A 19390-nucleotide genomic window follows, 5' to 3' on the forward strand; every position below is an offset into this window, starting at 1 on the left:
TCAGGGAGGGGACCGCAAGGTGACAGGGCGCAGGGTCAGGCGGGTCAGGGGTACGGCGGTGGCAGCGGCGGCGATGGCGGCGCTGACCGCGTCGCAGGCGCCGGGGACGATCCCGGCACGGGCGGATGCGCCGGTGGCGCAGTCCGCCGGGCACGGGCCGAGCGTGTCCGGCGACGCCCCGTACCGCACGGAGCTTCCCCCGCTCACGCGGGGGCACACGGGCCACGAGGACGGGGCACCGGCGGGCGCGGGCGGCGCGGTGCCCGCGACGGTCTTCGCCGCGTACCGCCGTGCCGAGGCGGAGCTCGCGCGCACCGCGCCCGGCTGCGGGCTGCGCTGGCAGCTGCTGGCCGCGATCGGGCAGGTGGAGTCGGGGCAGGCGGACGGCGGACGGGTGAGCGCGGACGGCACGACAGTGACGCCGATCCTGGGCCCGCGTCTGGACGGCGGTGCCTTCGCCGTCGTAGGGGACACGGACGGTGGCGCGTACGACGGGGACACGGTGTACGACCGTGCGGTGGGCCCGATGCAGTTCATCCCGTCCACGTGGGCCCGCTGGGGAGCGGACGGCAACGGCGACGGGCGGGCCGACCCGGGCAACGTCTTCGACGCGGCGCTCGCCGCCGGGCGGTATCTGTGCGCGGCCGGAGGGGATCTGTCCGAGCCGGCGGGGCTGGACCGGGCGATCCTCGGCTACAACCACTCGGAGGCCTATCTGCGCACGGTGAAGGCCTGGTACGCGTACTTCCTGGAGGGGCACACGGTGGTTCCGGACGGTTCCACGGGTTCCTCGGTACGGCCCTCGACGCGTCCGGGATCCTCGCACCCCGCGAAACCGGCCGCGACCCCGAAACCGACGCCGAAGCCGTCCCCTCGGCCGGTCTCCACCCCGTCCGTGCCCGCCTCTCCGTCCCCGTCCAACTCCCATCCGACAGCCGGTACTTCACCCGAACCCCTCACCCCGGTGCCCACCCCGTCCCTCGCCCTGCCGACCGACGACGTGCTGCCCAGCGGCCTCCCGCTGACCGGCGGCTGACCAGTAACGGCGCGGACTCGATGCCCGCTCCCCCCTCCACAACCGCCGCTACCGGGCGGTAATGTCGCCCTCCGCCGGGCTGGGACGAGACCGGTGGGTGCGCCTGTGTCATGTCACCGGCCGGATCAGCGGACGGCGTCTGGTGCGTGCGATCGCGACGCGGCGAGCGTGCGTGCCGGGCGTCGCGCGCCCGGCCGGGGAAGCGACACAGGCGGTGAGCGCAAAGGGGCCCTCATGGCGACGGAGATACCTGCGGAGGCAAGAGCTGCCGACGAGCGTTGGCGACGCATGTGGAGCCACCGTGAGCAGCTGCTCAGGGTGGCCCGGCGCAGGTCGATGAGCCAGGAGGACGCCGAGGACGCGGTGCACGAGGCGATGCTGCGTGCGGCCGAGCGGCCGGACCTGGACGACGAGCGGCTCGGGGCGTGGCTGACGACGGTCACCATGCGGTTGTGCGTCGACCGGTACCGGCAGGTCAACCGGGAGGCCGAGGTCCGCACCAGCCCCACGCTGATCGCGCCCGGGCCGGTGCCGGTGGAGGAGGCCGTGTGCGACCGGGCGGAGGCCAGGTGGCTGGCGGTGCGCAGCGGTGAGCTGCCGGCGCGGCAGGCGGAGGCGCTGCGGCTGAAGTCCGAGGACCTGGACGTGAGCCAGGTCGCCGTGCGGATGGGGCTCAGCTACCGGACCGTCGAGTCGCTGCTGGCCCGGGCCCGGCGCACGCTGCGCGCCTCGCTCGCCGGGACGCTCGGGTTCGTGCTGTTCCTGTTCGGGCGGGGGCGGCTGCGGGCGGGCGGCAAGGCGCAGGCGGTGGCGGCCGCGTCTACGGCGGCCACGCTGGCGGTGGCCGGTTTCGTCCTGCCGTACGCCCTGGACGGCGGCCACCCGGCCACGACTCCCCCGCCGGCCGCGTCCCCCGCCCCCGGGAAAGCCGCCGAGACGGTACGCCCCGCAAGCGCCGGCCGCACGCCCACCGCGAAGGCTCGCGAACGGTCGACGGCATCGGCAGCGCCGACCGGCAGAACCCACAAGGGCTCCCTGCTCCCCCTGTCGGTCCCTCCCCTCCCGAAGGCATCACTGTCCCCGGTCCCCGCCGTCCCCGAGGTCCCGAGCCTGCCGAGCACCCCCCACCTCTCAGCCCTGCCGAACGTCCCCACCCCGACGACAACACTGCCCAGCCTCCCGAAGACCCCGGACATCCCGTCCGCACCGACCTCACTCCCGGCACCAACGCCGACCGGACTCCCGTAACGGCAACAGCCGCACCACCGACGCCAACCGCAGCGACGCCACTGCGGGCAGCCGTGCCGCAGCCGCGGGAAGTCGCGCCGCCGCCGACGTAACTACGATCGTGCCGCCGGCACCGTCCATGCCGCCCCAGCTGCGAGCATTCGTGTGCCAGTGCCAGTCCATGCCGCCCTAGCCGCGACCAGTCACACCACCGGCGCCCCCCCATCCCGCCCTAGCTGCGGCCAGTCGCGCAGCCGTCGCCCACCGTCCCGCTCTGGCTGCGAGCACTCGTCTGCCGGTGGCCAGTCCATGCCGCCCTAGCCGCGACCAGTCGCACCACCGGCGCCGCCCATCCCACCCCAGCTGCGGGCAGTCGTGCCGCTGGGGCGGCACCCGGCCCACTGAAAGCGGCACCGTCCCACGCGGCCCCCCACCCCGACGCCCAACCTCCGGCCCCCCAGCCCCCGAGCGCCTCGGACCCGCCGCCCGCGCCCCGCCCCGCCCAGGCCGCCGCAGGCACCCCGCACACCCCTGAGAAAAAAATCCACCTCCCCGCGACGGACCCCCCGCCCCTCCCCGTAGAGCAGATGTCGGAGCTGCTCCACGGGCCGAGAGGTGGACCGGATGGGTGTCGAGATCTGTGTGGAAGGGCTGACCAAGTCCTTCGGTCACCAGGTCATCTGGCAGGACGTCTCGCTGACGCTGCCCGCCGGGGAGGTGTCCGTCATGCTCGGCCCCTCCGGCACGGGCAAGTCGGTGTTCCTCAAGACGCTCGTCGGGCTGCTGAAACCCGAGCGGGGCAGCGTGAAGATCGCGGGGCGGGACATCACACGGCTGCGCGAGCACGAGCTGTACGAGGTGCGGAAGCTGTTCGGTGTGCTGTTCCAGGACGGCGCGCTGTTCGGTTCGATGAACCTCTACGACAACATCGCGTTCCCCTTGCGGGAGCACACCCGCAAGTCCGAGAGCGAGATCCGGCGCATCGTGCTGGAGAAGATGGACATGGTCGGGCTCATCGGCTCGGAGGCGAAGCTGCCCGGGGAGATATCCGGCGGCATGCGCAAGCGGGCCGGGCTCGCCCGCGCCCTCGTCCTCGATCCCGAGATCATTCTCTTCGACGAGCCCGACTCCGGTCTCGACCCCGTCCGCGTCGCCTATCTCAACCAGCTCATCGTCGACCTCAACGCCCAGATCGACGCGACCTTCCTGATCGTCACCCACGACATCGCCTCCGCCCGCCAGGTACCGGACAACATCGGGCTGCTGTTCCGCCGCGAGCTGGTCATGTTCGGGCCGCGGGAGGAACTGCTGACCAGCGACGAGCCGGTCGTCAGGCAGTTCCTGAACGGGCGGATGCAGGGCCCGATCGGCATGGCGGAGGAGAAGGACGCCGCCCAGGTCGAACAGGAGCTGGCCGCGCTGAGCGGAAGCGAGACCGCGCAGACACCCGGCAGCCAGGCTCTGACTCCCCGCCTGCTGCCGGGGCCCGGCATCACCCGGCCACCACGCTGGGAGGCGATCGCCCGGCGGGAGGCGGAACTGCGGCGCCGGAAGGCGGTGGCGGACGTATGAGACTGTCGCCGACCGGAGCGCTGCGGCAGTCGGGGAACCTGTTCGCGATGGCGCTGGACGTCGTCCGTACGATGCCCCGACGCCCCTTCCAGGCAAGGGAGTTCATCCAGCAGGCCTGGTTCGTCGCCAGCGTCACCATCCTGCCGACCGCGCTCGTGTCCATCCCCTTCGGGGCGGTCATCGCGTTGCAGATCGGCAGTCTGACGCGGCAGCTCGGCGCCCAGTCCTTCTCGGGTGCCGCCTCGGTGCTCGCCGTACTGCGCGAGGCCTCGCCGATCGTCACCGCGCTGCTGATCGCGGGCGCCGGCGGCACCGCCATCTGCGCGGACCTCGGGGCCCGGAAGATCCGCGAGGAGATCGACGCCATGCAGGTCCTCGGCATCGATCCCATCCACCGGCTGGTCGTACCGCGGGTGCTGGCCTCGATGGTGGTGGCGGTGCTGCTCAACGGGCTGGTGTCGGTGGTCGGTGTCGCCGGCGGCTATTTCTTCAACGTCGTCCTGCAGAACGGCACCCCGGGCGCCTATCTCGCCTCCTTCACCACCCTCGCCCAGCTCTCCGACCTGTGGGCGGCGGAGATCAAGGCGCTGGTCTTCGGGGCGATCGCGGCGATCGTCGCCTCGTACAAGGGACTGACCGCGAAGGGCGGCCCGAAGGGTGTGGGCGATGCCGTGAACCAGTCGGTGGTGATCACCTTCATGTTGCTGTTCGTGACGAACTTCGTGATGACCGCGGTGTATTTCCAGGTCGTCCCGCAGAGGGGTTGAGGCATGGCGCTGTTCAGCAGTCTGGAGGAGCTCGGCCGTCAACTCTCCTTCTACGGACGGTCGTTGGCGTGGACGGGCCGTACCGTGCGCCGGTACAAGAAGGAGATCCTGCGGCTGCTCGCCGAGGTGAGCTTCGGCCGCGGCGCCCTCGCCGTCGTGGGCGGCACGGTCGGCATCATCGCCTTCCTGTCGTTCTTCACCGGCACCGAGGTGGGTCTCCAGGGGTACGCGGCGCTCAACCAGCTCGGCACCTCCAACTTCGTGGCGTTCCTCTCGGCGTACTTCAACACCCGTGAGATCGCCCCGCTGGTCGCCGGACTCGCGCTGTCCGCGACCGTCGGCGCGGGCTTCACCGCCCAGCTCGGCGCGATGCGGATCAGCGAGGAGACCGACGCCCTGGAGGTCATGGGCGTGCCCTCGCTGCCGTTCCTGGTGACCACGCGGATGATCGCGGGGTTCGTGGCCGTCATCCCGCTGTACGTGATCGGGCTGCTGTCCTCCTACCTCGCCGCCCGCACGATCACCACCGGCTACTACGGGCAGTCGGCGGGCACCTACGACCACTACTTCCAGCAGTACCTGCCACCGGTCGACGTGCTGTGGTCCTTCGGGAAGGTCCTGGTCTTCGCCGTCCTGATCATCCTCGTGCACTGCTTCTACGGCTACTACGCGAGCGGCGGCCCGGCGGGCGTCGGCGTCGCGGTGGGCCGTGCCGTGCGGACCTCGATCGTGGCGATCAACGTCCTTGATTTCTTCCTCTCGTTGGCCATCTGGGGCGCCAACACGACCGTACGGATTGCGGGGTGAACCGTATGAGGGTGTGGAGACTGCGGTTGTACGGCGTGGTGTTCCTCGCCGTACTCGCCCTGCTGCTGTCGCTGTCCGTCGCCGTGTACCGGCAGGCGTTCACGCCGGTCGTACGGATCAGGCTGGAGGCCGACAGCCTCGGCAACCAGCTCGACCCGCGCGCCGACGTCAAACTGCGCGGCCTGCTGGTCGGCGAGGTGCGCTCGGTGCACGCCGACGGGCACAAGGCGACGCTCGACATCGCGCTCAAGCCGGAGTACGCCGCCGACATCCCGTCCGACGTGCGGGCCCGGCTGCTGCCCAAGACGCTGTTCGGCGAGAAGTACGTCGACCTGGTCGCGCCCGCGCGCTCCTCGGCCCGGCCCATCCGTGCCGGTGACGTGATCACGCAGGACCGCACCCGCGTCGGCATCGAGTTGCAGCAGGTGATGAACGACCTGCTGCCGCTGCTGCGGACCGTGCAGCCCGGCAAGCTCAACGCCACGCTGTCCGCGTTCGCCACCGCCCTCGAAGGGCGCGGCGAGCGGATCGGCGAGAACCTCACGCGTGTGGAGGACTATCTCCACCGCCTCAATCCTCATCTGCCGTCCCTCACGGAGGACTTCGCCCGGCTGGCCGATGTCGCCCAGGTGTACGGCGACGCGGCGCCGGACCTGATGGAGATCCTGCGCAGCACCGTGACCACCAGCCGCACGCTGGTCGCGGAGCGGGACCGGCTCGCGTCGGCCCTCACCACGACGGCCGGCACCGCCGGCACCGCACAGGACTTCCTCGACGAGAACGGCGACCGGTTGATCACCCTGGGGCAGGTCTCCCGCCCGACCCTCGAACTCTTCGCCCGCTACTCCCCCGAGTACCCGTGCCTCTTCGCAGGCCTGGTCCACGAGGAGCAGGCGTCCGAGCAGGCGTTCCGGGGCGGCAAGATGCACATCACGCTGGAGGTCGTACGGCAGCAGGGGGCGTACCGGCCCGGCGAGGAGCCGCGCTACGCCGACCGGTCCGGGCCGAACTGCCGTGATCTGCCGCATCCTTCGGTGCCCGCGCCGGGTTTCCACCTCAACGACGGCTCCGGGAAGGGCGGTTCGTCCGGTCCGCTCGGTGTCTCCGCCACCCGGGCCGAACAGCGGGCCGTCGGCTCGCTGGTGTCGCCCGTGATGGGGATGCCCGCCGACCAGGTGCCGCCGGTCGCGACGCTGCTGTTCGGGCCGATGGCGCGCGGGACGGCGGTGAGCGTCGCATGAGGACCTCGGCAGCGCGGCAGACCGCCGCCCCCCTCATCAAGTTCAGCCTCTTCGCGCTGGTGACGATCTTGGCGACGGCCCTGCTCGCCGCCACCATCGTCAACCTCTCCTTCACTCCGGACCGCACCTACCGTGCCGTCTTCAGCGATGTCACAGGGCTGGAGAAGGGCGACGACATCAGGGTCGCCGGAGTGCGCGTCGGGCAGGTCCAGGGCATCCGGATCAAGGACCGCACGCTGGCGGAGATCACCTTCACCGTCGGCGCCGACCGGCCGCTGCTCACCAGCACCCACGCCGTCGTCCGCTACCGCAACCTGGTCGGACAGCGGTACGTCGCCCTGACGGAGGGCGCGGGCGACGGCACCCCGCTGAAGCCCGGCGGCACGATCCCGCTGCGGCGGACGCAGCCCGCGTTGGACCTCAACGCCCTGCTCAACGGCTTCAAGCCGCTGTTCGCCGCGCTCAGCCCGCAGGACGTCAACCAGCTCGCCACCGAGATCGTCAAGACGCTGCAGGGCGAGGGCGGCACCGTGAACAGCCTGCTGGCGCACACCGCTTCGCTCACCACGACCTTGGCGGGCCGGGACAAGCTGATCGGCTCGGTGATCGACAACCTCAACACCGTGCTGAAGACGCTGGACAAGCGCGGCTCCCGCTTCTCCGAACTGATCGGGCAGCTGCGGCGGGTGGTCTCCGGGCTGTCCGCCGACCGCAAGCCCATCGGCCAGTCGCTGGCGAGCATCGGCGATCTGACGGACGCCACCTCGGGGCTGCTGAAGGACGCGCGGCCGCCGCTGAAGGACGACATCGCCCGGCTGACCGATCTCACCGGCACGCTGAACGACAACGAGAAGACCGTGGAGGGCGTCCTGCAGCGGCTGCCGAACAAGCTCAACGCACTGACGGGGACCGCGTCCTACGGCTCCTGGTTCAACTTCTACCTCTGCGACTTCGACGGCCGGATCGTGCTACCGAAGACCAAGCAGGCGCTCACCCCCGATCTGCACGTGGCGAGGGCGAGGTGCGGATCATGAGCCGGAAGACCCGCCCGGAGCCGCTGGTGAAGGTCCGCATCGACCGGCCGAAGCTGCCGAGGCCACGACTGCCCCGTCGTGCGCCCCGGCCGCAGAAGCCGGAACCGCTGATGAAGGTGCGCATCGACCCGCCTCGCCTGCGGCGCCCGAAGCCGCTGCCGCAGCCGCGCCCGGCGGCACCGCGCCCGCAGCCCATGATGAAGGTGCGCATCGACCCGCCCAGGCTGCCGCGCATACGGATACGGCGGCCCCGCCTGATCCCGTTCCGCGAACGCAACCCCGTCGTCATCGGGGCGGTCGGCCTCACCGTCCTCGCCCTGCTGACCGTGGCCGCCTTCAACGCCGACAGCCTGCCGTTCATCGGCGGCGGCGACACGTACAGCGCGGCCTTCTCGGAGGCCGGCGGGCTCAAGCCCGGTGACGAGGTGCGGATCGCCGGGGTGAAGGTCGGCAAGGTGGAGACCGTCGACCTGGACGGCGACCACGTCAAGGTCACCTTCAAGGTCAAGGGCGATCCCGGCCTCGGCGCCGACACCGGCGCGTCGATCCGGATCAAGACGATCCTCGGCGCGAAGTACCTCGCGCTGCAGCCCAAGGGGCCGGGCCGGCTGAAGCCGGGCGGCGAGATCCCGCTCAGGCACACCGTGCCGGCGTACGACGTCGTGCAGGCGTTCAGCGACCTGACCACCACCACGGAGAAGGTCGACACCGGGCGGCTGGCGAAGGCCCTGGACACCATCTCCGCCACCTTCCAGGACTCGCCCGCCGAGGTGCGCGCGTCCATCAAGGGCCTGTCGGAGATCTCCCGCACGGTCGCCTCCCGCGACCAGGCCCTCGGTGAGCTCCTCGACCACGCGAACGGCACGACCGGTGTGCTCGCCGACCGCTCCAAGGACTTCACGGCGCTGGTCAAGGACGGCGACCAGCTGTTCCGGGAGATCAGCAGGCGGCGGGAGGCGATCCACAAGCTGCTGAAGACCTCCGCCGCGCTCGGCATCGAGCTCTCCGGACTGGTCCAGGACAACGAGAAGGAGATCGGGCCCGCGCTCGAGGGCCTGAAGCGTGTGGTGCAGATGCTCGAACGCAACCAGGCAAGCCTCGACCGCAGCGTGCGGCTGCTCGCGCCGTATGTCCGGGTCTTCACCAACGCCCTGGGCAACGGCCGTTGGTTCGACTCCTACGTCCAGAACCTGGTCGCCGCTCCGGTGACACCGCGGACGGGAGGTTCACAGTGAGGCGCCTGAAGACACGTCTGGCGGTGCTCACCGCACTCGCCCTGGTCGCCGCCCTCACCTATGTGCTGTGGCCGCGGCCCGAGCCGGTGCGCGTCACCGCGTACTTCCCCCGCGCCGTCGGCATCTACCCCGGCTCGGACGTCCGCGTCCTCGGCGTCCGCATCGGCGAGGTCAAGAAGATCACGCCCGAGGGTGAGCGGGTGCGGGTGGAGCTGGAGTACGACCACGGGCGCAAGGTGCCGGCCGGCGCCCAGGCCGCGATCATCAACTCCTCGGTGGTCAGCGACCGTTATGTACAGCTGCTGCCGGTGTACCGGAAGGGTCCGGTCATGCACAGCGGTGCCGTCATCCCCGAGAACCGCACCGCCGTACCCGTGGAACTGGACCGGATCTTCGACAGCCTGCACACCACGGCCGAGGCGCTGGGCCCCAAGGGCGCCAACAAGGACGGCTCCCTCTCCCGGCTGCTCGGGGTGAGCGCGGACAACCTCGACGGGCAGGGCGCGAACCTCAACCGGAGCGTCCAGGACCTGTCGCAGGCGGTCACCACCCTGTCCGACGGCCGCAAGGACCTGTTCGGCACGGTGCGCAACCTCCAGGTGTTCACGGCGGCACTCGCGTCCGACGACAAGAGCGTGCGGTCCTTCAACACCAGTCTCGCCGACGTCGCACGGCAGCTCTCGGGCGAGCGTCAGGACCTGGCGGAGGCGCTGGCGAACCTGGGGACGGCGCTCGCCGACGTGTCCGCGTTCGTCAAGAACAACAAGAAGTCCCTGACCTCGAACGTGAAGGGCCTCAGCAAGGTGACCAAGGTGCTCGTCACCCAACGGGCCGCCCTGGACGAGCTGTTGCGGGTCGCACCCACGGGCCTGTCGAACCTCAACAACGCCTACAACCCGTCCTCCGGCACCCTCGACACCCGCAACAACGCCCAGCAGGCGCAGGACCCGGCCTCGCTGCTGTGCTCGATCCTGCGGACGACCGGCGACACGGGCGGCAGGAACCCCGACTGCAAGCAGCTGAAGAAGCTCTTCGACTCGCTGCCCGAACTGCCCACGCAGGGCACCGCGGTGACCGGCACGGTCGACAGGACCCTCGGCGGGATCCTGGGGGCGAGCGCATGAGCACACGACGCAAGGCCGGGACACTCGCCTGGGCGGCGGTCGGTTCGCTGCTGCTGTCCGGCTGCGAGTTCAACGGCTGGTACGACGTCCCGCTGCCCGGCGGCGCGGCCGACGACGGACACGCCTACCACGTCACCGTCGACTTCCGTGACGTCCTCGACCTGGTGCCGCAGTCGGCGGTGAAGGTCGACGACGTCACCGTCGGCGCGGTGGAGAAGGTGAAGCTGGACGGCTGGCACGCGCGCGTACGGCTGCGGGTCGCCGACTCGGTGAAGCTGCCCGCGAACGCGGTCGCCGAGCTGCGGCAGACCAGCCTGCTGGGCGAGAAGTACGTGGCGCTCGCACCCCCGGCCGGCACCGCCCCCGTGGGCCGGCTCCGCGGCGGCGACCGCATCCCGCTCTCCCGCAGCGGCCGCAACCCGGAGGTCGAGGAGGTGCTCTCCGCCCTGTCCGCCCTGCTCAACGGCGGTGGGGTCGCCCAGCTGAAGACGATCACCGTGGAGCTGAACAAGGCCCTGGACGGCCGGGAGAACCGGGTCAGATCACTGCTGAAGGAGCTGGACACCTTCGTCGGCGGACTCGACCGGCAGAAGGCCGACATCATCCGTGCCATCAAGGCCGTAGACCGGCTCTCGGGGCGGCTCGGCAAGGAGAAGAAGACCATCGCCGAGGCCGTCGAAACGATGCCGCCCGCCCTGAAGGTCCTGGCCGACCAGCGGCGCAACCTGACGACGATGCTCACCGCCCTGTCGAAGCTGGGCAAGGCGGGCACCAAGGTGGTCGACGCCTCGCACGACGACACGGTCGCGAACCTGAAGAAGCTCCGGCCGATCCTGCAACAGCTGAACAAGTCGGGCAACGACCTGCCCAACTCCCTTGAGCTGCTGACCACTTACCCGTTCCCACGCAACGCCGTGGACACCGTCAAGGGCGACTACGTCAACCTGCACATCACCGCGGACCTCAATCTGGCGGACCTCTACGGGAACGTGGCGGGCGGCGACTCCGGCCATGGCGACGGCGGTTCGCCGACGCCGGGCGGCTCCCCCGCACCGGGTCTCCCGCATGTGCCGGGCGTCCCGACACCGGCCCCGCTGCCGAGCACGCCGAGCCTGCCGTCCTCGCCCTCCGTGCCGTCGTCACCCTCGAGCGGCGGCGGACCGCTGTGCCCGCCGGTCTGCACGAGCAGCTACACCACCGGAGCGAAGCCGCCCGAGGGCATCGACCTCGCGCTCGCCGAGCTGATGCTGAAGGGGGTCCGGCCGTGATCACTCGTACGGTCAAGGCACAGCTGGTGGCCTTCGCGGCCGTCACCGCGGTCGGGGTGTCGTACGTGGGCGCCCGGTACACCGGCCTGGTGGACGACGTCCTGGGCCGCGGCTACACCGTGCGGGCCGACTTCGCCGACTCCGGGGGCATCTTCCCCGGCGCCGAGGTCACCTACCGCGGGGTGCCCGTGGGCAAGGTCGGCGCGCTGCGGCTGAGCGGCTCCGGGGGCGTCTCGGTCGCCCTCGACATCAAGGACGGGGCGCCGCGCATCCCGGCGGACACCCTCGCGGTGGTGGCGGACCGCTCGGCGGTGGGCGAGCAGTACGTCGATCTGCAGCCGCGCACCTCCCACGGCCCCTATCTCCTCGACGGCAGCGCCATCCCGCGCGGCAGCACCCGCGTGCCGCTGCCCACGACGGACCTGGTCCTCAGCCTGGACCGGCTGGTGAACTCGGTCGGCAAGAACGATCTGCGGGTCACCGTCGACGAGCTGGGCAAGGCCTTCGACGGCACCGGCCCCAACCTGAGCCGCCTGGTCGACTCGGGCAACGCGCTGGTGGAGTCGGCGTCCCGGTCCCTGCCCGAGACGGTCTCGCTGATCGAGAACTCGCGGAAGGTCCTCAAGACCCAGGCCGACCAGGGCTCGTCCATCAAGTCGTTCGCGCACGATCTGGCGGCGCTCAGCGCGCAGTTGAAGGCGAGCGACGGGGACCTGCGCAAGGTGATCGGCAACGCGACACCGGCCGCACAGCAGGTCGACTCGCTGCTGAAGTCGACCGGCCCGGGCCTGTCGGTCCTGCTGGCCAACCTGATCAGCGGCGGCCGGGTCACGCTGGCGCACCTGCCCGGCGTGGAGCAGGCCCTCGTCACCTTCCCGGCGCTGGTCGCGGGCAGCTACACGGTCGTCCCGGGCGACGGCACCACCCACTTCGGGCTGGTGGTGAACGCGGGCGACCCGCAGCCGTGCACCAAGGGGTACGGCACCACCTGGCGCGACCCCTCGGACACCAGCACGCGTGCGGCCAACACCGACGCGCACTGCACCGCCCCGCGCGGCGGCAAGACGTCCGTGCGCGGCGCACAGAACGCCCCCGGTGGGTCATCCGGCGGCGCGAACCAGGCGGCGTACATCACCCCGTACGACCCGGACACCGGCACCGCGACCGGTCCGGACGGAAGGCCCGTCGAGATCGGCTCGACGGGCGGCCAGCAGACGGTGTTCGGAAAGGAGTCGTGGCAATGGCTGCTCGTCGGCCCGATGGCATGAACAGGGTCCTGACGGTGGGGCTGGTCGCGGCGACCGTCCTCACCGCCGCGATCGCCGGCTGGCTGGGCTTCGCCCTGCACGACCGGCACGCGACGGAACAGCGGCGCCAGGATCTCCTGGCCGCGGCCCGCCAGTCCGCGCTGAACTTCACCTCGCTCGACTACCGGCACTACGACCGGGACAGCGCGAACGTCCTCAAGGGCGCCACCGGTGACTTCAAGAAGCAGTTCACCGCGCAGACGGCACAGCTGACCAAGCTGGTGGCCCAGAACAAGTCGGTCTCCGAGGGGCAGGTCCTGGACGCCGGCATAGTCCGCTCCGACGCCCACTCGGGCCGCGTCCTGGTGGTCGCCGACAGCAAGGTCACCAACACCGCCGCACCCCAGGGGCAGGCGCGCACCTACCGGCTGCAGCTCGACCTGGTGTACCGGGGCGGGCGCTGGCTGACCTCCGACGTCGAGTTCGTGAGCTGACGGGCCCCCAGTGAGGAGTACGACCATGGCGAACCCGACCACCCGGAGCCGCACGATGAGCGCGGCGGCCCGTGCGGCGGCCAAGCGCGCCAAGCGGGTGGAGTACCAGCAGCGGCCCGAGCCGCCGGCCCCGGACCGCTGGGACGACCCGCCGGAGCCCTCGCCAAAGCCGCTGGAGCAGGACCCGGACGCCCTGACGGAACCGGAGGGGAGCGCACCCCCGCCCGGGCCCCGGCGGAAGCTGCTCACCCCGGTGCTCGGCGTCCTGCTGGTGGCGGCCCTGGTCGCCGCCGCACTGCTCGGCCGGCAGTACGCGCAGGCCCGGCAGGCGGAGAGCGCGCGGTCGCAGGCGCTCGCGGCGGCGAAGCAGGCGGCGCCGGTCGTGCTGTCGTACGACTACCGGCATCTGGACCGGGACTTCGCCCGGGCCCGCACGCTGCTGACCGGGCACTTCAAGGAGCAGTACGGGAAGACCACGAAGACGGTGGTCGGGCCGACGGCGCGGAAGTACCACGGGGTGGTGAGGGCGACCGTGCCCGCGGCCTCCGTCGCCTCGGCCGCACCGGACAGGGTCACGGTGCTGCTCTTCGTCAACCAGGTCACGCAGAGCACCCAGGTCTCCGGCTCCCGGCTGGACCTGAACCGGGTGCGGATGACGATGAGCCGTACCTCCGAGGGCTGGAGGGTGAGCGCCGTAGACGCCCTGTGATCAGCCGCTTCACCGTGCCCCCGCGCCGTCCGCGCGGGGGCACTTTTTTGTCCGCGCTTCGGCGGGCGCTCTTGACAGTCCTCCCCGACCACAGGCAGTCTTCCATTAAGCAGAAAGCAACTTCCGCATTACGGAATAGCTGGCCATAGCCCGAGTCGCCACGGAAGGGAGCGCCGACCCCATGGGATTTGCAGAGCAGCGCTTCAACGTCAACCTGTCGATCCTCTTCACGGAACTCCCGCTTCTGGAGCGCCCCGCGGCCGCCGCCGCCGCGGGCTTCACCGCGGTCGAGCTGTGGTGGCCCTGGGTCGACTCCCCCACCCCCGAGCAGTCCGAGCTCGACGCCCTGAAGAAGGCGATCGAGGACGCGGGCGTCCGGCTCACAGGCCTGAACTTCTACGCCGGGCAGCTTCCCGGACCCGACCGCGGCGCCCTGTCGATCCCGGGTGAGGAGTCGGAGAAGTTCCGCGCCAACATCGAGGTGGCGGCCAAGTTCGCCCACTCGCTCGGCACCAAGGCGCTCAACGCGCTGTACGGCAACCGCGTCGAGGGCGTGGACCCGGCCGAGCAGGACGCGCTCGCCCTGGAGAACCTGGTCCTCGCGGCCCGCGCGGCCGACCGCATCGGCGCGATCCTGCTGGTCGAGACGCTCAACCAGCCCGAGTCGCCGCTGTACCCGCTGGTGTCCGCCCCGGCCGGCATCGGCATCGTCGACAAGGTCAACGCCGCGACGGGGCTCGGCAACGCGAAGTTCCTCATGGACCTGTACCACCTGTCCATGAACGGCGAGGACCTTTCCTCGGTGATCGAGCAGTACGCGGCGAAGACCGGCCACGTCCAGATCGCCGACAACCCGGGCCGCGGGGCGCCGGGGACGGGCTCGCTCCCGCTGGAAGCGCTCCTCGACCAGCTCAAGAAGGCCGGATACGAGGGCTGGGTCGGCCTGGAGTACAAGCCGGGCGACCGGCCCAGTGCGGAGGCCTTCGACTGGCTGCCGGTGGAGTACCGCGCCGCTCGCTGACGGCGTCGTCGACCGGGGGCTGCCGCCCCCAGACCCCCGCCATCGGCCTGAACGGCCTCGTCCTCAAACGCCGGACGGGCTGGGTTTCGCCCCCCGGCGCCAATTCACTGACGTAGAAATGCAGTTCAGAGAGGTACCCCCATCATGAGCACCCTCCCCAAGATCGCCTGGATCGGCCTCGGCATCATGGGCTCCCCCATGTCCGAGAACCTGATCAAGGCGGGTTACGACGTCACCGGGTTCACCCTGGAGCAGGACAAGCTGGACCGGCTGACGGCCGCCGGCGGCCGTGCGGCCGGGTCCATCGCCGAGGCCGTGCGGGACGCCGATGTGATCATCACGATGGTGCCCGCGTCACCGCAGGTCGAGGCCATTTCGTACGGCCCCGACGGCATCCTGGAGAACGCGAGGGCGGGCGCGCTGCTGATCGACATGTCGTCCATCACGCCGCAGACCTCCGTGGACCTGGCGAAGGCCGCCGAGGCCAAGGGCATCCGGGTGCTGGACGCGCCGGTGTCCGGCGGTGAGGCCGGCGCCATCGAGGCCGTACTGTCGATCATGGTCGGCGGCGAGCAGGCCGATTTCGACCTCGCCAAGCCGATTCTCGAGGCGCTCGGCAAGACCATCGTGCTGTGCGGTCCGCACGGCTCGGGTCAGACCGTGAAGGCCGCCAACCAGCTGATCGTCGCCGTGAACATCCAGGCGTGCGCCGAGGCCGTGGTCTTCCTGGAGAAGTCCGGCGTGGACCTGAAGGCCGCGCTCGACGTCCTCAACGGCGGCCTGGCGGGCTCGACCGTGCTGACGCGCAAGAAGGACAACTTCCTCCAGCGCGACTTCAAGCCGGGCTTCCGTATCGACCTGCACCACAAGGACATGGGCATCGTCACCGACGCCGCCCGCAACGTCGGCGCCGCCCTGCCCGTCGGTGCCGTGGTCGCACAGCTGGTCGCCAGCCTGCGTGCGCAGGGCGACGGCGGCCTGGACCACTCGGCCCTGCTGCGGGCGGTCGAGCGCCTCTCGGGCGCTCAGCTCTGAGACTTCCGGGTCGCGGCGCCGCTGACATCTGTCCTGTCGCGCCCAGGCGGCGCCGCGGCCCGGAATCAACTTCAACAAACTGTTGACGCCCAACTCGCCCACTCTTAGGCTCCACAAAGCGGAAACAGTTTTCCGCTGACACCCGCACGGAAGGTCCACGATGTCGAAGCGCGTGCTCACGACCGAGTCCGGCGCCCCGGTCGCCGACAATCAGAATTCCGCCTCCGCCGGCATCGGCGGACCGCTCCTCCTCCAGGACCAGCACCTCCTGGAGAAGCTGGCGCGCTTCAACCGCGAGCGCATCCCGGAGCGCGTGGTGCACGCCCGCGGCTCGGGCGCCTACGGCTACTTCGAGGTGACCGACGACGTCACCGGGTTCACGTACGCCGACTTCCTGAGCACGGTCGGCAGGCGCACCGAGGTCTTCCTGCGCTTCTCGACGGTGGCGGACTCGCTGGGCGGGGCGGACGCGGTCCGCGACCCGCGCGGTTTCGCCGTCAAGTTCTACACCGAAGAGGGCAATTACGACCTCGTCGGGAACAACACCCCGGTGTTCTTCATCAAGGACCCGATCAAGTTCCCGGACTTCATCCACTCGCAGAAGCGCGACCCGTTCACGGGCCGTCAGGAGCCGGACAACGTCTGGGACTTCTGGGCGCACGCCCCCGAGGCCACGCACCAGGTGACCTGGCTGATGGGCGACCGCGGCATCCCCGCCTCCTACCGCCACATGAACGGCTACGGCTCGCACACCTACCAGTGGACGAACGCCGACGGCGAGGCCTTCTTCGTCAAGTACCACTTCAAGACCAACCAGGGCGTCCGCTCGCTGTCCTCCGAGCAGGCCGCCGAGATCGCGGGCAAGGACCCCAACTCGCACCAGACGGACCTGCTGCAGGCCATCGAGCGCGGGGTGAACCCGTCCTGGACCCTCTACGTCCAGATCATGCCGGCGGCCGAGGCGGCGGACTACCGCTTCAACCCCTTCGACCTCACCAAGGTGTGGCCGCACAAGGACTACCCGCTGCAGCGCGTGGGCCGCCTGGTCCTCGACCGCAACCCGGACAACGTCTTCGCCGAGGTCGAGCAGGCCGCGTTCTCCCCGAACAACTTCGTGCCGGGCATCGGCCCCTCGCCGGACAAGATGCTCCAGGGCCGCCTGTTCGCCTACGCGGACGCCCACCGCTACCGGCTGGGCGTCAACCACACCCTGCTGGCGGTGAACGCGCCGAAGGCGACGACCGCGCAGAACTACGGCCGCGACGGCTTCATGGCGGTCAACGCGCAGGGCCGCGGGGCGAAGAACTACGAGCCGAACTCGTACGACGGCCCGGTGGAGACCGGCCGCCCCCTGTCCGCCCCGCTGGCGGTGACCGGCCACACCGGCACCCACGAGGCCCCGCTGCACACCAAGGACGACGACTTCTTCCAGGCGGGCGAGCTGTACCGCCTGATGTCCGCGGACGAGAAGTCCCGCCTGATCGCCAACATCGCCGGCGGCCTCTCCCAGGTCTCCCGCGACGACGTGATCGAGAAGAACCTGGCCCACTTCCACGCCGCCGACCCGGAGTACGGCCGCCGCGTGGAGGAGGCGGTCCGCGCCCTGCGCGAGGACTGACCCACAGACGGCCCGCGACCGCCTGACGGCCCGGATGAGGGGTGGCCGGCCGGCGGTGGCGGGCGAGGCGAGGACCGCGGCGGCGTGCGAGCCAGTGCGGTGGTGAAGGTCCCGGGCACTGGTTCTTCGACCTGAGGGGAGCAGCGCCGCGGTTCCGTCGCACCCGCCGCGGTCCCAGCCGTCCTCCGTACCCCCCGCAGACTCCGTCCGGCGGCGCGAACGTCCTGTCGCGCCCAGCCTCGCGCCGCCGGACGGCCAGTGTCCCGCGCGCTCCCTACACCGGATCCTCTCCGGCGAGGGAGCGCTCGGCGTTGTCCAGGAGTTCCTTGTATGTCAGCACTTCGACCCTGGTGACATGCGAATTGAACGTCCGCAACGCCTCGTTGATCTCCTCCTCCGGCACCTCCGGATGCAGTGCGGGGTGCCCGACCAGGACGAGTGCGGAGGCACGCCGGGTCTCGATCCCGAAGTCGGCACGGAGTCGCTCCCTGCTCTCGTCCAGTCCTGTGAGGTAGTTGACGGCCTGCCCGACCGCCTCGTGCACCTGCGCCGCCGGCACCCAGGCGTTGCGGTACCGCTTGACGAGGGGCCCTTTGAGGCTCATGGCGCGCTTGAGTTCCACGATGTGGAGCGCCCCGTCGCCGCGTATCAACGGAATGTCGACCTCGTCCCCCGGCACGAGTCTCCGGTGCGCCGCCTCACCCACGAACCGCCCGCCGAAGATCCAGTACTGCCCTTCCAGCGCCCGCTGCACATCCGACTCCGTCGCCGTGCGATTCTCGACGACCGTACGCAGTTCCTTGAGCCTGGCGGAACGTCGGCGCAGTTCAGCGGCGCGCAGGAGGATTTGCCCCCGGTCGTCGGCGGCCAGCAGGGCCAGGGCTTCCGGCGAGGTGACGATCTTTTGGGCCTCGGCGGCCGCATCCACGACGTCGATCCGGCGGCTGCGCAGGATCCGCTCCAACCACAGCATGGTCTCGGCCCTGCCCCGCGGAATCACGTAGCGTCCCGGCCGGTCCTCGGGGGCCTCCAGGAACTGCGCGTCCTCACCCTGCGCCCGGAAGTGCTCCAGGAACTCCTCGATCCCGGCCTCCGGACGGTCCGCCAAGAACTCCCGCCCGCTGTCGAAGATCCATTGGTGCATCGCCCTCATCGTGTTGCCGAGGAAGCCCGAGTGCGACTCCCTCAGCCGCCCGTCCCCGAACAGCCGGTACCGGTCCTCGAAGTCGTACCGCGTGATGCGCCCCTCCGTGTACTCGATGGCATCGTGCACGAGCCGCACGACCTGCCATTCGCCGACCCCCGCCGCAGTCCCCCGCACCTCCTCCAGGAGCCGTACCAGCTCTCTGCCACCCCGGCGCTTGGGACTCCGCCCGCCGTGCATGTGCTTGAGAACCGCCTGCACGGCCTCCTTCACGGTCTCGCCGACCGCCTCCTTCGCCACGACGTCGCGAAGGTGCCACTCCAGGGCCATGTCGCTTCTCACTGCCATACGGCGCATTGTGTCCGCCGGGTCTGACAACACCCCGGGTGCGCATCCCCCGCTCCCGCAGGACGCTGAAGGTATGACACATCCACCAACGGAGCATCCGCACATCGTGGTGCACTCGCCGGCCCTGGACGGCTCCCGGCGGGTCACGGACGGCGACGAGACGCTGGGGATCGCCACCCACGTCGACGACGTCAGCGAGATCCTGCGCCTGGCCGACCTGTACGTCACGGACGTCGAGGACAGCGACCTCATCGAGTGGCAGGGCGGCGGCCCGGACGACTGGCCGGGGCTGTCGGAGCACCACGAGGGGCCGTGAGCACACGCGTACGCCTACGGCCCGGGACGTAGGACGTCTACGCAAACCTCAAATCCAGCTCTGAACATGGTTCAAGAGGCTTCAGCCGCACCCGCGCGAGGGCATATTCACGTCACATGGGGCCCGCCGACACGGGGGCGGCGGGCT

Annotated in this window: 18 protein-coding genes; 17 read left to right on the forward strand and 1 reads right to left on the reverse strand. The window is 70.7% G+C overall.

Annotated elements, in window-relative coordinates; genetic code table 11:
• Positions 1-19 precede the first annotated feature (19 nt).
• From ABT254_RS11650 to ABT254_RS11725, 16 genes are all read left to right on the forward strand, one after another.
• Positions 20-1036 carry a lytic transglycosylase domain-containing protein gene (locus tag ABT254_RS11650; RefSeq protein WP_351467119.1) on the forward strand — a complete coding sequence of 339 codons (1017 nt, stop codon included), beginning with the start codon at positions 20-22 and terminating at the stop codon, positions 1034-1036.
• A 234-nt stretch (positions 1037-1270) separates the two neighbouring features.
• Positions 1271-2284, forward strand: a complete 1014-nt coding sequence (locus tag ABT254_RS11655) for an RNA polymerase sigma factor (RefSeq protein ID WP_351467122.1) — start codon at positions 1271-1273, stop codon at positions 2282-2284.
• Between the two features lie 603 nt (positions 2285-2887).
• A complete protein-coding gene (locus ABT254_RS11660; RefSeq protein ID WP_351467125.1) occupies positions 2888-3835 on the forward strand; it encodes an ABC transporter ATP-binding protein in 948 nt (315 codons plus the stop codon).
• Positions 3832-4602 carry an MlaE family ABC transporter permease gene (locus ABT254_RS11665; protein WP_099932182.1) on the forward strand — a complete coding sequence of 257 codons (771 nt, stop codon included), beginning with the start codon at positions 3832-3834 and terminating at the stop codon, positions 4600-4602. The genes ABT254_RS11660 and ABT254_RS11665 overlap by 4 nt, the downstream gene beginning before the upstream one ends.
• Before the next feature lie 3 nt (positions 4603-4605).
• Positions 4606-5409, forward strand: coding sequence for an MlaE family ABC transporter permease (locus ABT254_RS11670; protein WP_351467129.1), 804 nt, complete (start codon positions 4606-4608; stop codon positions 5407-5409).
• Between the two features lie 5 nt (positions 5410-5414).
• A complete protein-coding gene (locus ABT254_RS11675; protein WP_351467132.1) occupies positions 5415-6650 on the forward strand; it encodes an MCE family protein in 1236 nt (411 codons plus the stop codon).
• On the forward strand, positions 6647-7684 hold the full coding sequence (locus ABT254_RS11680) for an MCE family protein (protein ID WP_351467135.1): 1038 nt from the start codon (positions 6647-6649) through the stop codon (positions 7682-7684). The genes ABT254_RS11675 and ABT254_RS11680 overlap by 4 nt, the downstream gene beginning before the upstream one ends.
• Before the next feature lie 254 nt (positions 7685-7938).
• On the forward strand, positions 7939-8919 hold the full coding sequence (locus ABT254_RS11685) for an MCE family protein (RefSeq protein ID WP_351468057.1): 981 nt from the start codon (positions 7939-7941) through the stop codon (positions 8917-8919).
• Positions 8916-10043 carry an MCE family protein gene (locus tag ABT254_RS11690; protein ID WP_351467138.1) on the forward strand — a complete coding sequence of 376 codons (1128 nt, stop codon included), beginning with the start codon at positions 8916-8918 and terminating at the stop codon, positions 10041-10043. Before ABT254_RS11685 ends, ABT254_RS11690 begins: the two co-directional genes overlap by 4 nt.
• Positions 10040-11311 (forward strand): MCE family protein, encoded by a 1272-nt coding sequence (locus ABT254_RS11695; RefSeq protein ID WP_351467141.1) that lies wholly within the window; start codon positions 10040-10042, stop codon positions 11309-11311. The genes ABT254_RS11690 and ABT254_RS11695 overlap by 4 nt, the downstream gene beginning before the upstream one ends.
• The gene (locus ABT254_RS11700; RefSeq protein ID WP_351467144.1) at positions 11308-12579 is read left to right on the forward strand and encodes an MCE family protein; all 1272 of its coding nucleotides are present in this window, start codon (positions 11308-11310) and stop codon (positions 12577-12579) included. The genes ABT254_RS11695 and ABT254_RS11700 overlap by 4 nt, the downstream gene beginning before the upstream one ends.
• Complete coding sequence (locus tag ABT254_RS11705; protein ID WP_351467147.1) at positions 12552-13052, forward strand: Rv1363c family protein; 501 nt, start codon at positions 12552-12554, stop codon at positions 13050-13052. Before ABT254_RS11700 ends, ABT254_RS11705 begins: the two co-directional genes overlap by 28 nt.
• Positions 13053-13077: 25 nt before the next feature.
• Positions 13078-13761, forward strand: a complete 684-nt coding sequence (locus ABT254_RS11710; protein WP_351467150.1) for a hypothetical protein — start codon at positions 13078-13080, stop codon at positions 13759-13761.
• Positions 13762-13942: 181 nt separating this feature from the next.
• Positions 13943-14782 carry a TIM barrel protein gene (locus ABT254_RS11715; RefSeq protein ID WP_351467153.1) on the forward strand — a complete coding sequence of 280 codons (840 nt, stop codon included), beginning with the start codon at positions 13943-13945 and terminating at the stop codon, positions 14780-14782.
• Positions 14783-14926: 144 nt separating this feature from the next.
• Positions 14927-15817 carry a 2-hydroxy-3-oxopropionate reductase gene (locus ABT254_RS11720; protein ID WP_351467156.1) on the forward strand — a complete coding sequence of 297 codons (891 nt, stop codon included), beginning with the start codon at positions 14927-14929 and terminating at the stop codon, positions 15815-15817.
• A gap of 160 nt (positions 15818-15977) precedes the next feature.
• Complete coding sequence (locus tag ABT254_RS11725; protein WP_351467159.1) at positions 15978-17435, forward strand: catalase; 1458 nt, start codon at positions 15978-15980, stop codon at positions 17433-17435.
• A gap of 274 nt (positions 17436-17709) precedes the next feature.
• Here the strand turns inward: ABT254_RS11725 and ABT254_RS11730 are convergent, their stop codons facing one another.
• Positions 17710-18927: a Shedu anti-phage system protein SduA domain-containing protein gene (locus ABT254_RS11730; RefSeq protein WP_351467162.1), complete on the reverse strand. Its 1218-nt coding sequence runs from the start codon at positions 18925-18927 to the stop codon at positions 17710-17712.
• A 73-nt stretch (positions 18928-19000) separates the two neighbouring features.
• Here ABT254_RS11730 and ABT254_RS11735 point away from each other — a divergent pair, with 73 nt between their 5' ends.
• Positions 19001-19243, forward strand: a complete 243-nt coding sequence (locus tag ABT254_RS11735; protein ID WP_351467165.1) for a hypothetical protein — start codon at positions 19001-19003, stop codon at positions 19241-19243.
• Positions 19244-19390: the final 147 nt, after the last annotated feature.

This window comes from Streptomyces sp. NPDC001137, assembly GCF_040298885.1.
Classification (GTDB): domain Bacteria; phylum Actinomycetota; class Actinomycetes; order Streptomycetales; family Streptomycetaceae; genus Streptomyces.